22 protein-coding genes, 1 tRNA gene and 1 riboswitch are annotated in these 22278 nt (G+C 60.5%); of the genes, 10 read left to right on the top strand and 13 right to left on the bottom strand.

Going from position 1 to position 22278, the window contains the following annotated elements; all coding sequences use genetic code 11:
• Positions 1 to 64 precede the first annotated feature (64 nt).
• Entirely contained in the window at positions 65 to 457 is a 393-nt protein-coding gene (gene apaG / locus QD461_RS21865; protein ID WP_092843006.1) for a Co2+/Mg2+ efflux protein ApaG, read from the bottom strand.
• A 611-nt stretch (positions 458 to 1068) separates the two neighbouring features.
• On the opposite strand from apaG, the gene QD461_RS21860 reads away from it, so the two are divergent.
• Entirely contained in the window at positions 1069 to 1782 is a 714-nt protein-coding gene (locus tag QD461_RS21860; RefSeq protein WP_414089639.1) for a DNA helicase, read from the top strand.
• Between the two features lie 80 nt (positions 1783 to 1862).
• Here QD461_RS21860 and QD461_RS21855 read toward each other — a convergent pair whose 3' ends face one another.
• Positions 1863 to 3050: an O-succinylhomoserine sulfhydrylase gene (locus QD461_RS21855; protein ID WP_184706685.1), complete on the bottom strand. Its 1188-nt coding sequence runs from the start codon at positions 3048 to 3050 to the stop codon at positions 1863 to 1865.
• 42 nt (positions 3051 to 3092) lie between these two features.
• Positions 3093 to 3171: riboswitch (SAM riboswitch) on the bottom strand.
• Between the two features lie 171 nt (positions 3172 to 3342).
• Between QD461_RS21855 and QD461_RS21850 the strand changes: the two genes are divergently transcribed.
• Positions 3343 to 4437: a 2'-deoxycytidine 5'-triphosphate deaminase gene (locus tag QD461_RS21850; protein WP_184706687.1), complete on the top strand. Its 1095-nt coding sequence runs from the start codon at positions 3343 to 3345 to the stop codon at positions 4435 to 4437.
• 57 nt (positions 4438 to 4494) lie between these two features.
• Positions 4495 to 4568: transfer RNA gene (locus tag QD461_RS21845), tRNA-Gly, on the top strand.
• A 44-nt stretch (positions 4569 to 4612) separates the two neighbouring features.
• Here the strand turns inward: QD461_RS21845 and QD461_RS21840 are convergent.
• Both QD461_RS21840 and QD461_RS21835 read right to left on the bottom strand, forming a co-directional pair.
• The gene (locus QD461_RS21840; protein WP_414089638.1) at positions 4613 to 5800 is read right to left on the bottom strand and encodes an IS481 family transposase; all 1188 of its coding nucleotides are present in this window, start codon (positions 5798 to 5800) and stop codon (positions 4613 to 4615) included.
• A 186-nt stretch (positions 5801 to 5986) separates the two neighbouring features.
• Positions 5987 to 6895 carry a LysR family transcriptional regulator gene (locus QD461_RS21835; RefSeq protein ID WP_414089637.1) on the bottom strand — a complete coding sequence of 303 codons (909 nt, stop codon included), beginning with the start codon at positions 6893 to 6895 and terminating at the stop codon, positions 5987 to 5989.
• Positions 6896 to 6996: 101 nt separating this feature from the next.
• Here QD461_RS21835 and QD461_RS21830 point away from each other — a divergent pair, with 101 nt between their 5' ends.
• Positions 6997 to 8220, top strand: a complete 1224-nt coding sequence (locus tag QD461_RS21830; RefSeq protein WP_414089636.1) for an MFS transporter — start codon at positions 6997 to 6999, stop codon at positions 8218 to 8220.
• 159 nt (positions 8221 to 8379) lie between these two features.
• Here QD461_RS21830 and QD461_RS21825 read toward each other — a convergent pair whose 3' ends face one another.
• On the bottom strand, positions 8380 to 10383 hold the full coding sequence (locus QD461_RS21825; RefSeq protein WP_414089635.1) for a methyl-accepting chemotaxis protein: 2004 nt from the start codon (positions 10381 to 10383) through the stop codon (positions 8380 to 8382).
• A gap of 424 nt (positions 10384 to 10807) precedes the next feature.
• Here QD461_RS21825 and QD461_RS21820 point away from each other — a divergent pair, with 424 nt between their 5' ends.
• Complete coding sequence (locus tag QD461_RS21820) at positions 10808 to 11683, top strand: transporter substrate-binding domain-containing protein (RefSeq protein WP_414089634.1); 876 nt, start codon at positions 10808 to 10810, stop codon at positions 11681 to 11683.
• Positions 11684 to 11733: 50 nt separating this feature from the next.
• On the opposite strand, the gene QD461_RS21815 is transcribed toward QD461_RS21820, so the two are convergent.
• The 4 genes from QD461_RS21815 to QD461_RS21800 all read right to left on the bottom strand — a co-directional run bounded on the left by QD461_RS21815 (position 11734) and on the right by QD461_RS21800 (position 14914).
• Positions 11734 to 12147 (bottom strand): tellurite resistance TerB family protein, encoded by a 414-nt coding sequence (locus QD461_RS21815; RefSeq protein WP_414089633.1) that lies wholly within the window; start codon positions 12145 to 12147, stop codon positions 11734 to 11736.
• Between the two features lie 77 nt (positions 12148 to 12224).
• On the bottom strand, positions 12225 to 13577 hold the full coding sequence (locus QD461_RS21810; protein WP_414089632.1) for a hypothetical protein: 1353 nt from the start codon (positions 13575 to 13577) through the stop codon (positions 12225 to 12227).
• 15 nt (positions 13578 to 13592) lie between these two features.
• Complete coding sequence (locus QD461_RS21805) at positions 13593 to 14258, bottom strand: helix-turn-helix transcriptional regulator (protein WP_184709310.1); 666 nt, start codon at positions 14256 to 14258, stop codon at positions 13593 to 13595.
• A gap of 227 nt (positions 14259 to 14485) precedes the next feature.
• The gene (locus tag QD461_RS21800) at positions 14486 to 14914 is read right to left on the bottom strand and encodes a hypothetical protein (protein ID WP_414089631.1); all 429 of its coding nucleotides are present in this window, start codon (positions 14912 to 14914) and stop codon (positions 14486 to 14488) included.
• Between the two features lie 105 nt (positions 14915 to 15019).
• Here QD461_RS21800 and QD461_RS21795 point away from each other — a divergent pair, with 105 nt between their 5' ends.
• Together QD461_RS21795 and QD461_RS21790 are read left to right on the top strand one after the other, a co-directional pair.
• Positions 15020 to 15376 carry a DUF952 domain-containing protein gene (locus QD461_RS21795; protein ID WP_414089630.1) on the top strand — a complete coding sequence of 119 codons (357 nt, stop codon included), beginning with the start codon at positions 15020 to 15022 and terminating at the stop codon, positions 15374 to 15376.
• Entirely contained in the window at positions 15373 to 16461 is a 1089-nt protein-coding gene (locus QD461_RS21790) for a quinone-dependent dihydroorotate dehydrogenase (protein WP_414089629.1), read from the top strand. Before QD461_RS21795 ends, QD461_RS21790 begins: the two co-directional genes overlap by 4 nt.
• Here the strand turns inward: QD461_RS21790 and QD461_RS21785 are convergent.
• From QD461_RS21785 to QD461_RS21775, 3 genes are read right to left on the bottom strand one after another with little or no spacing between them, the layout of a single operon-like run.
• Positions 16437 to 17786: an MATE family efflux transporter gene (locus QD461_RS21785; protein ID WP_414089628.1), complete on the bottom strand. Its 1350-nt coding sequence runs from the start codon at positions 17784 to 17786 to the stop codon at positions 16437 to 16439. The genes QD461_RS21790 and QD461_RS21785 overlap by 25 nt on opposite strands.
• Positions 17787 to 17803: 17 nt before the next feature.
• Positions 17804 to 18307 (bottom strand): CAP domain-containing protein, encoded by a 504-nt coding sequence (locus QD461_RS21780; RefSeq protein ID WP_414089627.1) that lies wholly within the window; start codon positions 18305 to 18307, stop codon positions 17804 to 17806.
• Between the two features lies 1 nt (position 18308).
• Complete coding sequence (locus tag QD461_RS21775) at positions 18309 to 18575, bottom strand: DUF6460 domain-containing protein (protein ID WP_184709320.1); 267 nt, start codon at positions 18573 to 18575, stop codon at positions 18309 to 18311.
• Positions 18576 to 18841: 266 nt separating this feature from the next.
• Here QD461_RS21775 and QD461_RS21770 point away from each other — a divergent pair, with 266 nt between their 5' ends.
• Positions 18842 to 19786 carry a methyltransferase domain-containing protein gene (locus tag QD461_RS21770; protein WP_414089626.1) on the top strand — a complete coding sequence of 315 codons (945 nt, stop codon included), beginning with the start codon at positions 18842 to 18844 and terminating at the stop codon, positions 19784 to 19786.
• A gap of 107 nt (positions 19787 to 19893) precedes the next feature.
• Complete coding sequence (locus QD461_RS21765; RefSeq protein ID WP_414089625.1) at positions 19894 to 20529, top strand: YitT family protein; 636 nt, start codon at positions 19894 to 19896, stop codon at positions 20527 to 20529.
• A 25-nt stretch (positions 20530 to 20554) separates the two neighbouring features.
• Here QD461_RS21765 and QD461_RS21760 read toward each other — a convergent pair whose 3' ends face one another.
• Positions 20555 to 20746, bottom strand: coding sequence for a DUF2735 domain-containing protein (locus QD461_RS21760; RefSeq protein WP_184709326.1), 192 nt, complete (start codon positions 20744 to 20746; stop codon positions 20555 to 20557).
• 439 nt (positions 20747 to 21185) lie between these two features.
• Between QD461_RS21760 and QD461_RS21755 the strand changes: the two genes are divergently transcribed.
• Positions 21186 to 22226 (top strand): glutamine synthetase beta-grasp domain-containing protein, encoded by a 1041-nt coding sequence (locus QD461_RS21755; protein ID WP_184709328.1) that lies wholly within the window; start codon positions 21186 to 21188, stop codon positions 22224 to 22226.
• Positions 22227 to 22278: the final 52 nt, after the last annotated feature.

Raw genomic sequence — 22278 nt, 5'->3', positions numbered from 1 at the left:
CCGCGCAGAATGCGTAAAAATCAAATAGAGCGACCGTTGCACTTCCGAAAGGAAGCGCGGCGCTTTAATTCAGCGTCCGCAGCAGGTTGGGCGTGTCGAGCGAGAAGGCGGGGATCTTGACATGGAATTGCTCCCCGTCATCCGTCTCCATCTGATAATGGCCGAACATCATGCCTGATGGTGTATCCAGTGGGCAGCCCGAGGAATATTCATAGGTGTCGCCGGGCTTCAGATGCGGCTGTTCGCCGACGACGCCGGGGCCTGTCACCTCGTCGACGATGCCGTTCATGTCGGTGATGTGCCAGTAGCGCGTCACCAGCTTGACCGCCATTTTCGAGTGGTTGGAGATGACGATACGGTATCCCCAGACATAGCGATCGTCATCCGGATCGGATTGCTCCTCCAGATAAAACGGTTCCACGACCACTTCTATGTCGCGTGTTAAGGCGCGATACATGCCTGTTACCTTGCCACTGCCCTGAACCGTCGAGCGCTTATTCAAGCCTCATCGCCGCTTCAGCATTTCCAAGTCTGCGGCATATTATCCGCTTTCTGTCACTCCCGCAAAGTGCGGGATATCTAGCGGTATCCTATAACCGATCCAATCCGTCAAGGAACGGCGTGATGAAATCTGGCGCCTCGAGGTCAGCCGTTCCTAATTTCAGCTATTATGACTGATAAAACAAGTTAGTAAGGCGTACTAAAAGTATCTCGCGCCGCTTGTCATTTGGGCTTGTCTACCGCAATTCGCGCTGGCCGGCGCCGTGACAGATATATACGCTTGCAGCGGCTGATGGCACACTTCGGTTTTCCTGCTCTGCGCTGTCGGTACGTCGTCAAAATCTTGATACGCGTAATGCCCGACTTCATGGAATGTTTCTTCGCCAGGCGTTTGCTTGAGATTTTCCGGCAACCGGTTTTCGGCTATCATCTGATTCTGGCACGGCCCGCGCCTCCCCCCTCCACTCGGGAAAGCATTTTTCATGCGGGGTTTTCGATCTCCAAACCGACTGTTTGAGCGCTGGCATAAGGAGGGGTTGCGATGATTGCTCGCAATAGGAGGTTTAGATGAGGCTTTCCGCCCCTGTTTACCATTTGAAACGCAAGGCAAGGCTGCTGTCCCGTCAGCAGAATATCCCGTTGCATGCCGCGCTGGATCGCATCGCGGCCAGCGAAGGGTTTGAAGGCTGGAGCTTGCTCTCGGCCAGAACCAACACCGACGTGTCGGTCAGCGAGCTGTATTCGCGTCTGAAGCCGGGGGATCTGGTGCTGGTCGGCGCACGGCCCGGTCACGGCAAGACCCTCATGAGCCTGAGACTTGCCGTGGAGGCCATGAAGCTTGGCAACCGCGGCGTGTTTTTCACGCTCGAGGATACAGAGACGGTCGTCCTGGATCGTTTCCGGATGATCGATGCCGACCACGCGGAATTTGCGCCATTGTTCGCGTTCGACAATTCCGACGCCATCAGCGCCGATTACATCATCGCAAAGCTGGCGATGGCGCCCAGTGGCACCCTAGCTGTGGTCGATTATCTGCAGCTGCTGGATCAGAAGCGCGAAAAGCCGGAGCTGATGGCCCAGGTTCAGACATTGAAGGTGTTTGCGCGTGAAAGGGGTGCAATCATCGTCTTCATTTCGCAGATCGACCGCTCATACGATACTGCGCTGAAGCCCGTCCCTGATCTGGAGGACGTTCGGCTGCCGAACCCTCTGGATCTGAAGCTGTTCGACAAGATGTTCTTCCTGCACGACGGTCAGGTTCAAATCAGGGCGGCGAGCTGAAAGGCAGGTAGTCCCTGAAGCATTGCCCCGGAGGGGTAGATCGAGCCGCCCGGAAAAGCACCCGGGCGGCTCGATTGATATCAGGCGGAGACCTGCTCCAGCGCACGGGCAAAATCTTCGACCAGATCGTCGCTGTCCTCGATGCCCGCGGAGAAGCGCACGGTGCCCGGCGAAATGCCGAGCTCTGCACGTGCCTCGTCGGTGAGGTTCTTGTGCGTCGTGGTAGCAGGATGGGTGATCAGGCTCTTGCTGTCGCCGAGATTGTTGGAAATCTTGACGATCTCCAGGGCGTTCTGCAGCTTGAAGGCCGCTTCCTTGCCGCCCTTGAGTTCGAAGGCGATCAGGGTCGAGCCGCCGCTCATCTGCTTGGCGATGATATCGGCTTGCGGGTGGTCCTTGCGGCCCGGATAGATCACGCGGGCGACCTTGTTGGTCTGCTCGGCGAGGAAATCGGCCACCTTGGCGGCGTTCTTCGTCTGCTGGGCAACGCGTAGCGGCAAGGTCTCGATGCCCTTCAGCAGCGTCCATGCGGTGAAGGGGGACATGGCCGGTCCGGTATGGCGGAAATAGTCCTGCAGCTTCTCGTCGATCCACTGCTTGTCGGAGAGGATAATGCCGCCGAGCGAACGGCCCTGACCGTCAATATGCTTGGTGGCGGAATAGACGACGATATGGGCGCCGAGCTCCAGCGGCTTCTGGAAGAGCGGCGTCGCGAAGACGTTGTCGACGACGACCTTGGCGCCGATCTGGTTGGCGAGCTTGGCGACGGCTGCGATATCGACCACTTCGAGTGTCGGATTGGTCGGGCTTTCCAGGAAGAACAGCTTGGTGTTCGGGCGGATGGCCTTTTCCCAGTTCTCGGTAAAGCGTCCGTCGACGAGGGTGCACTCGATGCCGTATTTCGGAGCCAGTGTCTCTACGACCCAGCGGCAGGAGCCGAAGAGCGCGCGGGCGGCGACGATGTGGTCGCCAGCCTGCAGCTGGCAGAGGATGGCGGCGGAAACGGCGGCCATGCCCGAAGCGGTGGCGCGTGCGTCTTCAGCGCCTTCCAGCGCACACATGCGCTTTTCAAACATGTCATTGGTCGGGCTGCCGTAACGGGCGTAGATGAAACCTTCGGTCTCGCCCTTGAAGCGGGCTTCCGCCGCTTCAGAGGTATCGTAGACGAAGCCCTGGGTCAGATAGATCGCTTCGGAGGTCTCGCCGAATTGCGAACGAAGCGTTCCGTTGTGTACGAGCTGGGTTGCGGGGCGCCAAGTCTTGCTCATGCCATCACCACTTTCAAACAAAAAAACCGGTCGCAAAAGCAGACCGGTTCAACCCCGGTCTTTTTAGCCATTTGTTTAACGTGGCTGCAAGCCGACCGGCCAAATCACCACGGGATAAGTTGCAATACTGCCGTTGACGGCTTGCGTCAATTCCCTGAGTTTGGTTTTGTCGGCGACAAATTACTGCCTCTGTGTCCGTTAGGATGGGTCAAGGGTCGCAGCAACATTTTCAATCGGCGCACAAGCCTGCGGGTCGCTTTCGACCGGAGGGATCGTGGGCTGAAGAAAGGGCATGATGGCTCGCAATACTGGAATTCTGGCGGACCGCGCCATAGCAGCGCTCTTTGAAACAGGGCGGCTAACGAGCGAGAGAGAACTGGACGTCGATCAGATCCAGCCTGCAAGTCTTGACCTGCGGCTCAGTTCGCACGCCTTCCGCGTCCGCGCCAGCTTCATGCCAGGGCCTTCGCATCTCGTTGCCGACAAGCTCGATCGGCTGAAGCTGCATGTCATCGACCTCTCGGAAGGCGCGGTGCTGGAAACCGGCTGCGTCTATATCGTACCGCTGATGGAGCGGCTGGACCTGCCGGAAGACATGTCGGCCTCGGCCAACCCGAAGAGTTCGACAGGTCGCCTCGACATCTTCACCCGCGTCATCACCGACCGGGCGCAGGAGTTCGACAAGATCCCAGCCGGCTATTCCGGCCCGCTCTATCTTGAAATCAGCCCGCGCACCTTTCCCATCGTCGTGCGTCGTGGCTCGCGCCTGTCACAAATCCGCTTCCGAGTCGGCCAGGCCTTGCTGACCGAGCCGGAACTCTTGGCGCTGCACGAAACCGAGACGCTGGTCGCCAGCAAGAAGCCTAACATCACCGGCGGCGGCATCGCGCTGTCGATCGATCTCGCCGGCGACAAGGAAGGACTGATCGGCTATCGCGGCAAGCATCACACCGCTGTCGTCGATGTCGACAAAAAAGCCCAACACGACATCTTCGATTTCTGGGAGCCGCTTTATAGCCGCGGCCGCACCGAAATCATCCTTGACCCCGACGAATTTTACATCCTTGTTTCGCGCGAAGCGGTGCATGTGCCGCCGCATTATGCCGCCGAAATGACGCCGTTCGATCCGCTGGTCGGCGAATTCCGCGTCCACTATGCCGGCTTCTTCGACCCGGGCTTCGGCCATGCGCCGGCCGGCGGTCGCGGCAGCCGCGCCGTGCTCGAGGTGCGCAGCCATGAAGTGCCCTTCATTCTCGAAGATGGGCAGATCGTCGGTCGCCTCATCTATGAACACATGCTGGAACAGCCGAGCAGCCTCTACGGCTCCGGCCTCGGCTCGAACTATCAGGCGCAGGGCCTGAAGCTCTCGAAGCACTTCCGGCTTTGATCGCATAGCGGCGGCCTTGACAGAGGCCGCCAACTGTTGGACATCTCACGGTGTCAGGCGGGTGTAGCTCAATGGTAGAGCAGCAGCTTCCCAAGCTGAATACGAGGGTTCGATTCCCTTCACCCGCTCCAGTCTCTCCCCTGTCCGCCCCGGAGACATAGGTAACAGTTTGTCCCTAAGACATGGGTGACAACCTCGTGCCGAACGGGTTGTCGATGGTTTGCAAGGTCCTCTGCTCCAGGTCGATATATCCGAGATCATAGWGCATGAAGCTGACGAGCCAAATACCGTCGTCGACCTCCTTGATTCCCAGTTTCTGTCCKGCCAGCACKGTCGAGATATTGATCTTCTTGCGGTAGATGCAGATGCGGCCGCAATGGGTCACCAGTGCGTCACGGTCGTGGAACGGATAATCGATCTCCGGCAGCCCATTATATCGGCGCGCCGATGGCGCGTAGAGATCGACCGGCACCTTCATCGCCAGGGCTTCATGCGGCCGCTCGGTATTGAATTCGCTGACGAACGCGTCGAAGCGGGCCTGTTGCTGCAGGATATTTCTGCCAGGTGGCCTGGTCGCCTCTTTCTTCAGCGTCAGGTGCATGCGCTCATGCCGGCCATTCTCTTGCGGATGGCCCGGCCTGATGCGCTCGAGCGCGATGCCGAGCCGCAGCCACCAGACCGACAGCTTCGACAGATTATAGAGGCCGTTGGGGCTGGCGAATGGCAGGCCGTTGTCACTGCGGATCGCGCTTGGCAGGCCATGTTCGGCAAACAATCGGCGGAACGCCTCGAACACCCCCACCTCCTTTGTCGATTCGAAGGCTTCACAGGCAAGCAGGTAGCGTGACGCCTGGTCGGTGACCGTCAGCGGGTAACAGTATCGGCCATCGCCGAGTTTGAACTCGCCCTTGAAGTCGGCGCACCACAGATCGTTCGGCAGCAATGCCTGAGACAATTGCGTTCCCTCGGCCCGATGGCGTTGCCGCTTACGGGCATGGGCGACCAGCCCGTGCCGGTCAAGAACGGCATGCACCGTGCTCTTCGACGGCACGCGCACATCGCCGGCAAGCCTCCTGACCAGCAGTTCTCTGATCTTCCTGGCACCCCAATGCGGCTTCTCTTGTCTGAGCCGCACGATCATTGCCTCCACCGGCTCGGGCAACTGATTGGCGTAACGCACCGGCCGTCGAGACCGATCCGTCAGCGCCTCCAGGCCGTCGTCCTTGTAGCGATTGAAGATTTTGTAGCCGGTCTTGCGCGAGATGCCGAACTCCCGGCACACATCGCTCATCCCTTCGCCCTCCAGCAGGCGGGCGACAAATCGTAGACGTTCCTCCATCACTGAAGTCTCTCTCCACGGCATCAACACCTCCCGCCAAAAGCGAAAAGTGTTACCCATGTCTCCGGTACAATTCGTCACCTATCTCTCAGGTCGGGCACCCGTCTCTCTGCAATTGGTTAGACCGCCCCACGGTCGCTTTGCATGAGAAATTCAGGCCTAAAGCGCTGGATGCTCGCTCGAAGGATCGCGATGGGCACTAGACACGGTTCAGGTCAGAAACGGTCTCTTCGATTTCAATGTTTCCGTCAGCGCTTCGCCGAAAATTGCGATCGGGCGGGCGAGCCGGCCCGCCGGCGGCCGGTGCAGCAGCCAGTTGACCACCTTCGGACGAAAATCCGGGGCCTCGACAATCTCGACGTCATTGCGCCAGCGGCTGTCTGCTAGTGCCGCCGGCGTCAGCACTCCGATGCCGAGGCCGCGTGCAACGAGCGACATACGCAGATCGGCACTCATGGCCTCGACGCCGACATCGAAGGGAAGCCGTTCCGCTTCGAAGCGATGCTGAATGAAGGCGCGGAAGCCACAGCCGCTCTGGTTCATGATCCAGGGAAAACGCGAAAGCTCTTCAAGCTTGGGTGTCTTCGGAACACCGAGCGACGGTGCGGCGACAAGAATGACGCTGTGAACGCCGAGCACCTCGCCGACAACATTCTCCGGCGGTTCCACGCCCTCGGCCAAGCAGACGGTCGCCGCGTCCAGCTGGCTATGGGCAACCTGTTCGATCAGCTGTGGCGACCATCCGGATGCGATCCGCAGCGTCAATTGTGGAAACTGGCTGCGTAGCGCATCGAGCGGAGCCGATAGAGCGGCCTCGGAGAGATAGGGCATAATACCAAGGCGAAACTCCCCGCCGATCGCGCCTCCCGGCGACACGCCTGCTTTCAGGTCATCGAGCGAGCGCAGGACGCGGCGTCCATGCTCATAGGCCTCCCGCCCGGCGGCTGTCGGCTTGAGCGGCTTGGATTGCCGGTCGAGCAGCGCGATGCCGAGACTATCCTCGAGGTTCTGGATGCGTCGCGTGATGCCCGGCTGCGTGAGATTGATGCGCGCGGAAGCGGCGACGATCGAGCCTGTCTCGACCACGGCGACGAAAGCCTCGAGATCATGGATGTTCATGAAAGTCTCGCATAATCATTATTAGTTCAATTCAATTGCCGCATTATGCGACAAGGCGATAAACATGGTCATCTTTATTATCAGAAATTATTGGAGAGTCCATGTCACAGGCCCCCGAACGTATAGCGACCGAGCCGGCGGACGATCTGTCCGAAGCCGGCGTCCCTTCGACATTGCTGTTTGCCACGGCCACCGGCATCATCATTCTCAATCTCTTTGCACCGCAGACGCTCGTCGGCATCATAGGCCCGTCGCTCGGCTTTTCCGAGAGCGGCGCGGGCCTTGTCGCGATGGCATCGCTGCTTGGTTACGCCGCCGGGCTGTTCTTCCTCGTGCCTCTGGCGGACTTGATGGAAAATCGGCAGCTGGTGCTGCGCATGCTCCTATCGGCCTTGGTGATGGCTATAGCCGCTGCCTTTGCGCCAACGGGATGGAGCCTGCTCATTTTCCTGTTCTTCTTGGGAGCAGCCTGTTCCGCCATTCAGATCCTGGTGCCGATCGCTGCGGCCATGACGCCGCCGGAGCATCGCGGCAGAGTGATCGGTAACGTCATGAGCGGCGTGATGGTCGGCATATTGGTGTCTCGCCCGTTGGCGAGCCTGATTGCCGACTACTGGGGGTGGAGGAGCTTCTATGCTGTCAGTGCAGCAGCACTTGCGCTTCTTACCGCCGTATTGGCCTTGCGGCTTCCGCAGCGCCGCCCCCTGGCGACCGTTAGCTATGGTGCTCTCATCGGTTCGCTTTTCCAGTTGCTTCGCGATGAGCCGGTGCTGCGGCTGCGATCTTTCACCGCCGCCTTGCTGATGGCGAGCTTCAGCCTGTTCTGGACGACCGTCGCTCTACGCCTGGCGCAGCCTCCCTTTTCGCTCACTCAATCCGGTATCGCTCTGTTTGCGCTTGTCGGGGCTGGCGGCGCCGCGGCCACCTCTCCCTTCGGCCGTATGGGCGACAGAGGATGGACGCGGATGGCGACCATGGCGTCGCATCTGATCCTGCTTGCCGCCATGGCTCTCGCAGCCTGGGTTGGCGAAATAAGATCCGGCCATCCGCTGGCCTTGCTGATCCTGCTCGGCCTCAGCGCCGTGATGCTCGACGTTGGCGTAACCGGCGATCAAACCCTGGGAAGACGGGCCGTAAATCTCCTGCATCCGGAAGCACGCGGGCGCATCAACGGTCTCTTTGTCGGCATATTCTTTCTCGGCGGAGCGCTGGGATCGGCGCTGGCCGGGACGGTTTGGGATCTCGGTGGCTGGGTTGCAGTCTGCACAGTTGCCGCCGGTTTCGGGGCCGTCGCTCTGGTGACGGCGCTTTCCGTGCGGAGGTAAATGAAACGGGGCGGCCAACATCGACCGCCCCTGTTTTTGGAGTAGAGAATTTTCAGGAAAAGGGCGCGGCAGCTTGCCCTTTGGAATACGGAAACGCTCCAGGCGCCGGGTCGCGTCGCTGCCATCTGTTTGGCCGTGACGCGGGACTGCGAAGCGATCTCAGAATTCCGTCCAGTCCGCATCCTTGCTTGTTGACGCCTGGCCCGCGCCGAATGCGCTCAGCAACTTCTGGCCGAGCGCCCGTGCCGGTGAGGGGGTTGCGCGCACTTTGGCTCCATCGACCGAGCGGATGGCCGGTGCTGCGACAGGTCGCGGTGCAGGGCGGGCCGACGCGCGCGACGTGGTGCCTGCAACTGGCGCCGTAGAGAGATGGGCGGCTTCGTTGCAGCTCGTGCGGAATTGGCCGAGCAAGGCTGCCAGCGAGGCAGCTTCCGTCGCCAGGCCATGGCTCGCGGCCGTGCTCTCCTCGACCATCGCCGCATTCTGCTGGGTGCCGTGATCCATCGCGTTGACGGCGGTGTTGATCTCTTGCAGGCCGGCCGACTGCTCGCGCGAGGCCTCGGCGATCGCGTGCACATGGCGATTGATTTCTTGCACTTCGGAAACGATGGCGGCAAGCGCCTTGCCGGTCTCGCCGACCAGGTCCACACCGGTGCGCACATGCGTTTCCGAGGTGGCGATCAGCGTTTTTATTTCCTTGGCTGCATTGGCGGAACGCTGGGCCAGCTCGCGCACTTCCTGGGCGACGACGGCAAAGCCCTTGCCGGCTTCGCCGGCGCGTGCCGCCTCGACGCCTGCATTCAGCGCCAGAAGGTTGGTCTGGAAGGCGATGTCGTCGATGACGCTGATGATGTTGTTGATCTCTCCCGAGGACTTCTCGATCTGCTCCATGGCGCCGATGGCGTTTCGTACGATTTCGCCCGACCGTTCAGCGCCGGTGCGCGTATGGGCGACAAGTTGGCTTGCTTCCTGCGCGCGCCGAGCCGCATCCTTGACCGTCGTGGTGATCTGCTCCAGCGCAGCGGCGGTTTGTTCGACGGCTGCAGCCTGCTGTTCCGTCCGCTTGGAAAGCTCGTCGGCTGCGCCGCGCACTTCGTTGGCGCCGGCGCTGATGGCGCGGGCGTTGACGCCCACCGCCTGCATGGTTCCGTTGAGCTTCACGAGCGAGCTGTTGAAGTCCTGTCGCAACTGATCGAGATGCGCGATGAACTGAGTGTCGATATGCGTGACGAGATCGCCCTCGGCCAGTCGCTTCAAGCCGTCGCCGACGGCCTGGACGGCCTGCTGCAAGTGGGCAGCTTCGGCGGCCTGCCGGGCTTCGCGCTGAGCGCGCTCGCTGTCGCTCAGCGTGCGATCGGCTTCGGCCTGTGCCTCTAGGCGAGCCCGTTCGATGGCATTGTCACGGAAGACCGCTACGGCGGATGCCATCTGGCCGATCTCGTCGCGACGGTCGCGGCCTTCGATCTCGTTGGTCGTATCGCCATCGGCGAGTGCCGTCATGCGCCGATGCAGGCGCATCAGCGGTGCAGCGATGCCGCTCTGCGCGACATAGATACCCAGGGCCAGCGCAAGCAATGTCAGGCCGCTGAGGGTAACGAGCGTGTAGTTGACGGCGCTGTTGACGTCGGCGGACAAGGCGTCCGCACCGTTGTTCATGCGGTTGCTCAGGGCGGAATCGTTGGCGATCATGATGGCGACGATCTTGCCCAGCTTGTTGTTGACCAGGGCCATGGTTGCTTCAGCGCCCTTGTGGTCGCCGTCCGCGCGCTGCCGCACAGCCTTGTTCGTCAGCGTTTGCAGCTCGTCCAGGCCGGTCAAAAGATCTTCGATCGACTGCTTCTCGTCGGGAACGAGGCTCAGAGCATGCCGGAGCCGGGTCCGCGCCTCGTCGAAGTGATTTTCACTCGATGCAACGGCCTTGAACGCATCGCTGGCGGGATCGAAATTCAGCATCAAGCTTGCCTGCAGCACTGACGCCAATGAAGCAGCGCTGGCACGTGCAGATTCGGTCGCCGCAACGGCTTCGTTGTCGAGGAAGGCGCTGTAGGCGCGGTCTGCCCGGCGGAACTCGCCGGCGATATGCAACAGGCCGGCAATGGAGATGACGCCGAGGAGCAGGATCACCGCGAGCATCTTGGTCTTGATTTTCAGATTCTTGAACATGGCTGTCCGTCTGCGAATGCCGCCGGCATCAAGGAAACATGCTGAGCGCCGCTTGCCCGAAGGGATCAACGGCGATGTTGCTTGATGGTTGCGGTTGGAGGTCGATTTGCTTGATACCTTGCGAGGAAGGTTTGGACGACCTGCTTCATGCGATCGGCCCGGCCGATGTCGTCGATGCCAGCGAGTACAATCAACAGAGTTTAATCGACTGCTAACGACGAGGCATTGGAGGCGGAATTCCCGTGTTAAATTTGCCGTTGGCCGAAGTTGTGCAACTGGTCGATGTATGAGGGAATGGTTCATTCAGCCTGTAGGCGCCGCTGCAGGTAACCCGAGACGCATTATTCCCCCTTCGGCGTGACTCTGCTAAATCGGATTCGTGAACCAGGAATATGCAGCCACGATCGGAGACGGGATCAAGACCATGCGTGTTTGCCTTTCGTCGCTCATCTCTGTGGCCCGGCTTCTGACGCATGTGGCGCTGATTGCGGTTTCATGTGCTTTGCCGCTTGCCGCTCAGGAGGCAAAGCCTTCCAGCCTGCCTATTCTGTTCGATGCCCGCGAGCGGCTGCCGAAACCTGACCTGTCTTCCCTGGTCAGATTGCGGTTCCTGACCTCGACGGATTTTCCGCCTTTCAATTTCCTCGACCAGAATGGCAAGCTCGCCGGCTTTCATGTCGAACTTGCCCGCAAGATCTGCGATGAACTCGCCATAGCGGACAAGTGCCAGATCCAGGCTCTGCCGTTCAACGATCTGCAGGGCGCCCTTGCGGCATCGCAGGGCGACGCAGTGATCGCCGGCATCGCGGTCCGGCCCGAGCTACGCAATAGCTTCGCCTTTTCCCGCCCATTCCTGATGTTGCCGGCGCGCTTCGTGCGCAATCTCAAGGCCAAGATCAATGGCACGACCGCAGCTTCGCTTGCCGGCCATCCGGTCGGCGTGGTCAAGGGAACGGCACATGAGGCGATGTTGGCGTCATTCTTTCCGACGATCAAGCTGGTGCCGTTCGACGACAAGGATGCTCTTCTGGCCGCCGTCAAGGACGGAAAGGTCGATGCTGCCTTTGCGGATGGTCTGCAGCTGTCCTTCTGGGTACCGTCGCCGGCGGCCGAGAAATGCTGTGCATTTTTCGACGGCCCCTATCTGTCGCAGCAGTTTCTCGGCGAGGGCCTGACCATCATGCTGCGCCAGCAGGACGTCGATCTGACGGCAGCGATCAATCATTCGCTCGCCACCCTATCGCGCGATGGCAGGCTGCAGGAAATCTATCTGCGGTATTTCCCTTACGGGCTCTATTGACGAGAGCCCGTCAGGAGACGTGCGAAGCGGCTTTCCGTTCGGAACGCGGTTCAGGCCTTGCGGTAACGCGCGATCGCACTGCGCTCGATGGCGGCGCAGGTCAGTTTGTCGAGGCCGAGGCGGTCGCGAAGCAGGCTGAGCAGACGCAGTTCCTCAGCCTTCACCGACAGGTCGGCTGAGGCGACTTCGACGGCCAGCGCATAAGCGGTGTCGTAAAGCCGGGCCGGGAGGGTATCGCGTACCGTTTCAAGCACGATGTCGAGCCCTTCTCTGCCCGATAGCAGCTTGGCGCAATCGCGCGAAACCGCGATCAGCTTCTCGTCGTCGAAGCCTTTGAACACCGGCAGGGCGTGAATGAGTTCTCCGATACGGCTAAGCTCCCGGTCGTTCATAGTGCGGTCGACAGCCGAGGCCAGTACCATGACGTAGATCAGGGCCTCATGAGCGGAAAGCGGCTTGTTCATGACAGAAGAAGTCCTTTGATTTGGCAGACTGAAATGTCGCGCGTCTCATGCCAAAAGCTGGTGGCGGAAGCAAGGCGTCAGATCGGGTTGAGCGGATCTTCCTTGGGCAGGGCGGGGGCGAGGGTCGATTTTCCGTTCTTGCGCGGATCGTCACCGTACATGCCGCGCTTTTTCTCCTTCGCCTCGTCGACAAGCGCTTCGAGTGGCGAACCAGGCTCAGGATCGGCCCAGCCGAAGCGAACCAGCCAGGCGCTCAGATCGACGCGAACATAGCGGCATGCGGCCTTGACGGTGCCTTTCCACGAGGCGTCCGGCACGTCGCAATCAATGGAACGCCCACGCAGATACATTCGAAATGCGGAGCGCGCCGCCTGGCCGCAAGGCCAGCTCTTGCCGCTGGGACCGGTACACATCCGCTCGACATCGGTCGGAATGATCCCGTCAAGCTGAACGCTCCTGCCGCCGACGGTCAATGTGCCAGCCTGCTCAGCAAAAGGACGGACAAGCTCGACGGTCGTCGTCTGTCTATCCGGCTTGGCGGCCGGATCGATGGAAGTCTGATCCGAGGTGGCGCTTGGCTGGGGCTGAGGAAGGGCGGGCTGCGGCTGTTCGAGAAGGGTGCGATGCTCCGTTGCTGCCGTTTGCCGGTCGATCTGGTCCGCTGGCATCCGACTGTCCGGCAACGGATCTGCTTTCGCTTGGTCCGTGGGAGCAGGCTGTGATGATGTCGATACGGCAGCGGGCTTATTCGCCGCCGTTTCAGTGGGCTTCGATGCTTCGGCAGGTCCCGCCACAGTGTTTTTTTCAGCATCGAGTATGGCAGGAGCCGGCTGTATCGGCTGCGCTTCGACGGGCTTTGCCGGCGCATTATTTGTCTGGGCGGTTTCGGTGGCGGCCTTGCTTTCCTGCGGCGTCGCGGATGCGGGCATCACGGACGTCTTGCCCTCGGCCTTCGCCGCTTCAGTGGTCTGGGCCTTATCGGTACTGTCGGCGGCCGGTATTGGCGGCACGGTAACGGCGGCCATTGCTGCGGCGTCCGAGGGCTGGATAGCGCTGTCAGGCGTGGTGGTTGCCGATGCGGGTTCTGCGGCTGGCGGTCCCGCTTTATCTGGCGTCGCCTCGGGGGCTGGCTTGGTGGGTTCCGTCTTTGTCTGTTCCTCCGGTTTCGGCTTGCCGGTAGCGGCAGTGTCCGGCCTGGTCGTTTCGGCGGGCTTCGGCGCCTCGATGTTCTTCGGAGGAGCGAGATCGATCTTGGACGCTGCTGCGGGAGTGGAGGCTGCGGAGGTAGCCGGGTGATTGTCTGCTACCGGGACGTTGCTGCCGCGGCCGGGCAGGCTGAAACCATGCCCACTGAACTGGACCGCGATCAGGGTCAACCAGGAACCGACGATCGCGCCTGCCACACCTGCAAGCAAATTATTGCGACGCATAACGAGAAAACTTTCCTATTGGCTAGCCCATATGATCCGGGCAATCCATTCCACCTCCGACAGATCGAAGCTGCGATTGGGGTGTTCGGGGTTGAGCGACAAGAGTTCTATCGACTTCGCGCTCTGCCGCAGCAGGACCTTGGCCATGACTTCACCCTCGCGGGTCTTCACAACGACACGATCATTCTTCCTAATCTGAGCCCCTGGCTCGACAATCAGAATATCCCCGTCGCGATAGAGCGGCAACATGCTTTCGCCCTGCACCTCAAGCGCATAAACGCCAGTGTTGTGGCCGGTCGCGGCGGGAAACTCCACGATATCCCAGCCCTGACCGGCGGGAAAGCCGCCATCATCGAAGAAGCCGCCGGCACCCGCCTGGGCAAAACCGATGAGGGGGATAGCGTTTTCGCCGTGCTGAGCAAGGTGGGACAAACCTGGGCCATGCGGCTCACCGGGGCGGATGAAGCTCAGAAACTGCTCCAGGCTGGCGCCTGTGGCCTCCAGCACTTTGGCGATCGATTCCGTTGACGGCCAGCGTAGCCGGCCATCCTGGCTCAATCGCTTCGACTTGTTGAAGGAGGTCGCATCAAGCCCGGCGCGGCGTGCGAGGCCGGAGGGTGTCAAAGCATGCCGTTCGGCAAGCCGGTCGATCGCCCCCCAAATTTGCTCATGTGACAGCATCGCCGCTCAGCATCTGTGTGCCGGCTTGCCCGGCGCTCAACTCTTTAAAAAACGTTAACCGAGGCCTCTGGGCGAGTAAAGCCCGGCATAGGAATAGGATCCTTTATCTCTGTGCTTTCCCCCGTTGGTTTCAACGGCCCAAGCGCACTTCAAGAAAGAGCGTATCCAGAAACCGCCGCAGCGACCCTCTGGTCCAGAATGCCGAAATAAACAGGAGGGCCGGCGCCTTAAGTCTTCTGCGGCAACGGTTTGGTATTAGGTTCCTCGTTCTGGAATTCCTTCGCCATGCCCATGAAGCCGCGCATGAATTTCTGCATGATGCCCAGTGTGCGGTCGACTTCAGCATCGCTCGGAAGGTCCGAGCCCTTGTTTGCGGCAACAGCTTTTTCCAGCTTCGCCACTCGGTCGGATAGCCGGTCCAGCTCGTCGTCATAGGCGGTGCGCACGTCGGCGGCCATGCGGCAGACGAGATTGCCGTTCTGATCCTGGCATATGGCCATCGCACCCGTCTGCCGATCGAGGCGGACGAAATGATCACCACTGCGCTCGAGCTGGAAGCGCCCGGCATCCTGCTCGGCGGCCCCGCCCGGGGATGCGAGGAGAAGAGCGGCAGGCAAGAACAAGGCCGAAAGGCCGATTCCGATTTCCTTCGTCATGTCATCCTCCGGATTTTCTGCGTTAAAATCTCGAATCCACCACGGAAACCGTGGCATTGGCTGTCATTTTCGTGCAAAGCCCTATCACGACAGCTTTACATAGGGATGATGACCGCCATGTCAGTGGTTTACAAGATCGTGCCGGGTGCTCTCTGGGAGCCAGCCAGACAAACCGGCGTTTTTCATGGCGCGCCGATCGACTTCACGGATGGTTATATCCATCTGTCCACCGGCAAGCAGGTGAAGCAAACGGCGGCGCTCTACTTTGCCGGCCAGACGGATCTGCTGCTTGTCGCGATCGATGGCGATGCGCTGGGCGAGAAGCTGGTATTCGAAGTCTCGCGCGGCGGCGATCTCTTCCCGCATCACTACGCATCTTTGCCGCTTTCGGCCGTGCTGTGGGAAAAGCCCCTGCCGCTCGGGCCTGATGGCGTGCATATCTTTCCGGACCTGGCGGAATGATCGGCGCCTTTCTCGATCTCGGCCGGCGCGGCCTGCTTCTGTTCGATCCCGAAACGGCGCACGGTATGTCCATATCGGCGCTGAAGTCCGGTCTCGTGCCTGCCTGCCGCGTCAATGCCGATCCGCGCCTGCGCCAGACTGTGGCGGGGCTGGAATTTGCCAATCCCATCGGTATGGCGGCTGGATTCGACAAGAATGCCGAAGTGCCAGAAGCGCTCTTGAAACTCGGCTTCGGCTTCACGGAGATCGGCACGGTGACGCCGAAGGCACAGCCAGGCAATCCGCGCCCACGCATCTTCCGCCTGGTCGAGGACGAAGGCGTCATCAATCGCCTCGGCTTTAACAATGAAGGCCATGAAGCGGCATTCCAGCGGCTCAAGGCCATTCGCGGCAACGGCATCATCGGCGTCAATATTGGCGCCAACAAGGATAGTGCCGACCGCATCGCCGACTACGTCGCCGGCATCCGCGGCTTCTACTCCGTGGCGCGCTATTTCACCGCCAATATCTCCTCGCCGAACACGCCGGGCTTGCGTGACCTGCAGGCGCGCGAAAGTCTATCGGTATTGCTGTCGGCCGTGCTCGCCGCTCGCGATGAGGAGGCGGCGAAAGCCAGCAAACACATTCCCGTCTTCCTCAAGATCGCGCCCGATCTGACCGAGGAGGGCATGGACGATATTGCCGCCGAAGTGCTGGCGCATAAGCTGGATGGCCTGATCGTCTCCAACACCACGTTGTCACGCGACGGCTTGAAGGATCAGCGCCAGGCAAAGGAAGCGGGCGGTCTTTCCGGCAAGCCGGTCTTTGAAAAGTCGACCGTCGTGCTCGCCAAGATGCGCCGCCGCGTAGGCGCTTCCCTGCCGATCATCGGCGTCGGCGGCGTGTCGTCGGCGGAGACGGCGCTGGAAAAGATCAAGGCTGGAGCCGATCTCGTCCAGCTCTATTCCTGCATGGTCTATGAGGGGCCTGGTCTGCCTAGCCAGATCGTTTCCGGTCTGTCGAAGCTGCTCGACCGAGCGCGCGCCGGCTCGATCCGCGATCTGCGCGATGCCAAGCTCGATTACTGGGCGAACCGGAACGTCTGATTCGCGCGCTTCTTCAGGCCCATGGCCAGGAAGATGCCGCGAAACAGCAGAAAGGCGTTCATGGCCATCCAGAGGCCATGATTACCGAGCGTCGGCACGAACACGGCGAGCGCCAAGAGGTAGCCGCCGAAGGAAAGCAGCATCTTGTTGCGCATCTCGCGTGACCATGTGGCGCCGATGAAGACGCCGTCCATCAGGAAGGCGAGGGCGCCGGTGAGGCCGGTTATCGCCGCCCAGGGCAGGTAAGTTCCGGCCGCAGCGCGAACCTCCTCGGAGGTCGTCAGCAGGCGGATCAGAGCTGGCCCAACTGTGAAGAAGAAGATGGCGGCAGCCAGCGCCAGCCCGAAGGACCAAAGCCCGGTCAGCCTCAAGCCACGCTCGAAGGCGGGCCGATAGTTTGCGCCGATCGAGCGGCCGGTGATCTGCTCGGCGGCATTCGCCAGTCCGTCGAGATAATAGCCTGACAGCAGGAAGAAGTTCATCAGCACGGCATTGGCGGCCAGCATCACGGCGCCGAAGCTGTTGCCGATGCGCGTCATCAGCGTGAAAGCGCCGATGAGCACGAAGGTCCGGATCAGAATATCGCGATTGAGCGCGAAGAGCTGCGTCAACTTGGTGCGTGAGAGCAACTCCGACCGTGGCGGACGTTCCTCGCCGGCGAAGCTGCGCAGCACGATCGCCAACCCCAGCAGCATGCCACATGCCTCGCCGATCAGCGTGCCCCAGGCAACCCCGGCGACACTCCAGCCAAGATAGAGGCCGAGCAGGATGGCAAGCACGATGTTGACGCCATTGATGACGGTTTGCAACAAGAGCCCGATGCGGCCCTGGCCGCGTCCGAGCACGAAACCGAGCAGGGCGTAGTTGGCAAGAGCCGCCGGACCGGACAGCATGCGGATGGAGAAATAGGTTCGCGTCGCGTCGGCAATGCCGCCCTCCGGTCCCATCAGCTTGATGCCGATCCAAAGTAGGAGTGGCGACAGAACGACGATCAGGACGCCGCAGCCGAGCGCCGAGATCAGCGCCCGCCAGAAGACGGCCTGCTGTTCGCGCCGATCATGCCGGCCAAAGGCCTGGGCGGTAAGGCCGGTCGTCGAGGCGCGCAGGAAGTTGAAGCTTGCGAAGAGGAGGTCGAACAGCACGGCGCCGATGGCCAGTCCCGCCAAGGCATCCGGCTGGCCCATGTGGCCGACCACGGCGGTGTCGACAAGGCCGAGCAGCGGCGTCGTCATGAAACCGAGCGTCATCGGGATCGCGATCGACAGCACGAGCCGATGCGTCACGTCGAAGGGCAGAACCTTCCGGTTCCCCTGTTGGACATCCATTTTTACCTTACGCCTCCTCAGATCGAGGAAAGCACCATGGACCAATATGGCCTGCCACCGGAAGAGGGAGCATAGGCAAGAGCGACGCCGAGACCGTCATATTTGCCGAGCATGTTGTGCAAATGCTTCGGCGAATTGATCCATGCAATCACAGCAGCGTTCACGTCGCGCTGTCCTTCGGCGATGTTCTCGGCTGCCGGCAGCTTGACGCCGCTGGCCTTGACGCGCTTGCCGAAATCATCGCCGATACCGATCAGGTGCTCCATCTTGCCGGCATCCGCCATGCGCCGCGCCTGGTAGACGGCGGCGGCCCCGGCGGCGGTGTCGATTTTGAGCGGCGGCAGGCCGTTCTTGGCGCGCAGTGCATTGACGAGCGGCAAGGCGGAAGCGGTCTGGTCGCTTGCGGGCGTATTGGAAACGCGAGCGGGCGGCGTGGCGCAGCTTGCAACGGATGCGGTGAGCGCAAGGGCGGCGAGGCGCAGCGCATCGCGGCGCGAATAGTTCAGTGTCTGGGAGGTCATGTCAGCTGCGATAGTTGAATAGGCGGAGGATGATGAAGATGGGAATGACGATGCTGGCGCCGACGAGCACATAATCGCCGAACTCGCCGAGTGCGGCAAAGCCGCTGTGCCAGAGGTCGAGCAGGAAGCGCCGGACACCATAGAAGAAATCGAGCGGCCGCCAGCCGAAGAACTTCATCACGAAGCCGACGACGAGCGACACGATGGCGAGCTTCACCAGCGTGCGACCGGGCGAGTCGCCAAGGAATCTGTTCACCTGATCGGACATGCTGACGTCTCCATAATGGCAATCTGTGGCTGTTGAGATAGGGCCGGCGCCTGCGACTCGCAAGCATTTTTGCCCGGTGGACACCTCAAACTGAAGCACTTCCGGGAAAAGTGCGTAGCGGTTTTCCGTCCGGAATGCGGAAAGAAACAAGCCAGAGGGCTTTCGCGATTCGAAGAAAAGCGGAAGCGCTCTTGCGTCTGCCTGAAATAGGACTTGAGTTTTTTTATGGCCGCGTTCAAAGCCGAGCGTCAAACAGGAAAAAATCCATGCTGCCAAGCCAGCTTTCCTCCGGCGATGTTATTGCCGACCGCCGGGCCGACTATGCGAAGATGCTTGCCGAAAGCGGAGAGCTGCAGAGCGCCGCCGAACTGATGGAGCAGGCGCTGGAGCTCGTGCCGCGCTGGGCGGCGGGATGGTTCACGCTTGCGACCTATCGCGAGAAGGTCGGCGATGTGAAAGGTGCAATTGCTGCGCTGAACGAAGTGCTGACGCTCGATGCGGGCGATGTCTTCGGTGCGCGTTTGAAGCTTGCGGTTCTCGGAGGAGCCGAGCTGCCGGACCGGCCGCCGAGCCTCTACGTTGAGCGGCTGTTCGACGACTATGCCGATCGCTTCGAGACTTCGTTGGTCGAGAAGCTCTCTTATAGCGTGCCCGGCAAGCTTGCGGCCCTGATTGCTGAAACCGCTGGGATCCCGAAGCATTTCCGCCTAGCCGTCGATCTCGGCTGCGGCACCGGCCTGTTCGGGCCGGAAATCCGGGACCGCGTCGATCGGCTCGAAGGCTACGACCTGTCGAAGGGCATGCTCGCCAAGGCGGCGGAGAAGAATGTCTACGATCATCTCGGCCAGGCCGATTTGTCGGCGGAGCCGGATCTCTCAGGTGTTTTCGATGCAGGCTTTGCTGCGGGGCGTGCGGATCTGATCACCGCCGCCGATGTGCTGATGTATCTCGGTAATCTGCAAGACGTGATGACCATCGCTTGCCAGCTCGCAGCCGATGGCTCCATCTTTGCCTTTTCGGTGGAGGATGCGCAGCAGCCAGACGGCTATGTGCTGCGCGATTCCCTGCGCTTTGCACATTCCGAAGCTTATGTGCGGGAGATATTGGCTGATCACGGCTTTGCGGTGCAGGATCTTGCCCGCAGCGTCATTCGTATGGATGCCGGAAAACCGGTCCACGGCATTCTGTTCATTGCCCGCAAATCGGCCTGATTATTCGAATCTTGCGAATTTGAAATAGGTCAGCATTGCTTACGTATTTTTGCTTGATTGTCGCCTGAGCTTTCAGCAGAAAGCCCCGGAAACATGAGGGTACGCACATGGCGAACGCGAAGAGTGCATTTGGTGTCTGGAACACATCCGCGACCCGGCATTCATGGGCCGAGGACGTTCAGGGCATCATTTCGGGCAGCCTGATTTCGTCGCTCGGGCTGTTCTGTCTTTCAAGCGCGGGGCTCCTGACCGGCAGTACCGCCGGTATCGCCTTCCTGCTGCATTACGCGATCGGCGTGAACTTCGGTCTGGCCTTCTTCGTGGTCAACCTGCCGTTCTTCTATCTGTCGCTGAAGCAACTCGGCCCGGTCTTCACCATCAAGACCTTCATCGCCATTGCGCTGACCTCGCTGCTGACCAATCTGCAGCCGTTTCTGTTCGATATTGCGCACATCAATGCGTTGTGGTCGGGAATCCTCGGCGGCATCCTGCTCGGCTTCGGGCTGCTCGCGCTCTATCGCCACCGCGCCAGCCTTGGCGGCGTCGGCATTCTGGGGATTTATGTGCAGGAGCGTTTCGGCATCAGGGCAGGGTTGGTGCAGCTTGCGATCGATCTATGCGTGCTCGCCGTTGCCTTTGCGGTTACCACGCCGACGGTCGTCCTCTGCTCGGTGATTGGCGCAATCGCGCTCAATCTCTTTGTCGCGATCAATCACCGTTCGGATCGCTACATCGCCCTTTAATTCGGGCTTGCGAGTTGCAGTCGGCTTACTGTTTGCGGCTTGGATCGGTGTCGACGATCGCGTCTTCGTGATACCAGCTGTCGAAGGCAGCCGTTGCAATGCTCGGACCGATATCGGGAGTAAGGTTCACCTTCGGGCGCTGGCTTACTGCCGTCGGGCGGGCCGCGACCGGGAACTGATAAATTTTTGCCGTCTCATGCCGAGCACTGGTTGCCATTCGCCGTCTCTCCCTTTTGGTTTTCAAGCGGTGCGCTTGAAGAGACGGCTCATATATAGCAAAGCCGAAGGCGAATATCATCATTCCGCTTAAAAAAAATGCTAAATGACTAAATTATGGGCAATTTGACGATAATTGAGATGCTGCCGCTTCTTTGAACTCTCGGTTTTCCAATCTGTTCCTGGAGGATGCGAGCCTGCGACATCTTGGCAGTTCGATTGGAGCGGCGCTGGCGACTTGAAAAGATTCCAAGGCTTAAAGCCCGGAAATCCGGCTCCTAAAATCCTAGATCTAAAAATTTTCATCCGCTGGGCGACGTGCTTGAGGAAACTGGCACGGCAAATGCATCTTCCTTGGCAGCCGTTCGTAGCAAGGAATTACTCCGGCGGGCGCCGGGCAAGTTTCCTGCTTTGCCTGATTAACTGTTATGAGGTGCGTAATGACGAAATATAAGCTCGAGTACATCTGGCTCGATGGGTACACTCCGGTGCCGAACCTGCGTGGCAAAACGCAGATCAAGGAATTCGACGCTTTTCCGGCGCTCGAGCAGCTTCCGCTTTGGGGCTTTGACGGCTCCTCGACGATGCAGGCCGAAGGCCGCAGCTCTGATTGCGTGCTGAAGCCGGTTGCCATTTATCCCGATCCGGCTCGTACAAACGGCGCTCTCGTCATGTGCGAAGTCATGATGCCGGACGGCGTAACCCCGCATCCCTCCAACAGCCGTGCAACGATCCTCGACGACGAAGACGCATGGTTCGGCTTCGAGCAGGAGTACTTCTTCTACAAGGACGGCCGTCCGCTCGGCTTCCCGGAATCCGGCTATCCGGCTCCGCAGGGCCCGTACTACACCGGCGTCGGCTACAAGAACGTCGGCGATATCGCTCGCGAAATCGTTGAAGAGCACCTCGACCTGTGCCTGGAAGCAGGCATCAACCACGAAGGCATCAACGCCGAAGTGGCCAAGGGTCAGTGGGAATTCCAGATTTTCGGCAAGGGCTCCAAGAAGGCCGCCGACCAGATCTGGATGGCACGCTACCTGCTGCTGCGCCTGTGCGAAAAGTACGGCATCGACATCGAGTTCCATTGCAAGCCGCTCGGCGACACCGACTGGAACGGCTCGGGCATGCACTGCAACTTCTCGACCAAGTTCATGCGCGAAGTCGGCGGCAAGGCCTATTTCGAAGCGCTCATGGCGCAGTTCGACAAGAACCTTGAAGCTCACATCGCTGTTTACGGCCCGGACAACCACCTGCGCCTGACCGGCAAGCATGAAACGGCTCCGTGGAACAAGTTCAGCTATGGCGTTGCCGACCGCGGCGCCTCGATCCGCGTACCGCATTCCTTCATCAAGAACGATTATCGCGGCTACCTCGAAGATCGCCGTCCGAACTCGCAGGGCTGCCCCTACCAGATCGCTTCGCAGGTTCTGACGACCATCTCTGAAGTGCCGACGGCCGGCTTCGGCTCGGTTGCTGCCTGATTTTTCTGATCTCGGTTGCCGGGGTCAGCATAAATGAAAAGCGCGGGATTTC

The organism is Rhizobium sp. BR 314, assembly GCF_047445805.1.
In the GTDB taxonomy this organism is placed as follows: Bacteria; Pseudomonadota; Alphaproteobacteria; order Rhizobiales; family Rhizobiaceae; genus Rhizobium; species Rhizobium lusitanum_B.
Note: the sequence above shows the minus strand (reverse complement) of the source record. Positions and strands in the feature narration are given on the sequence as shown.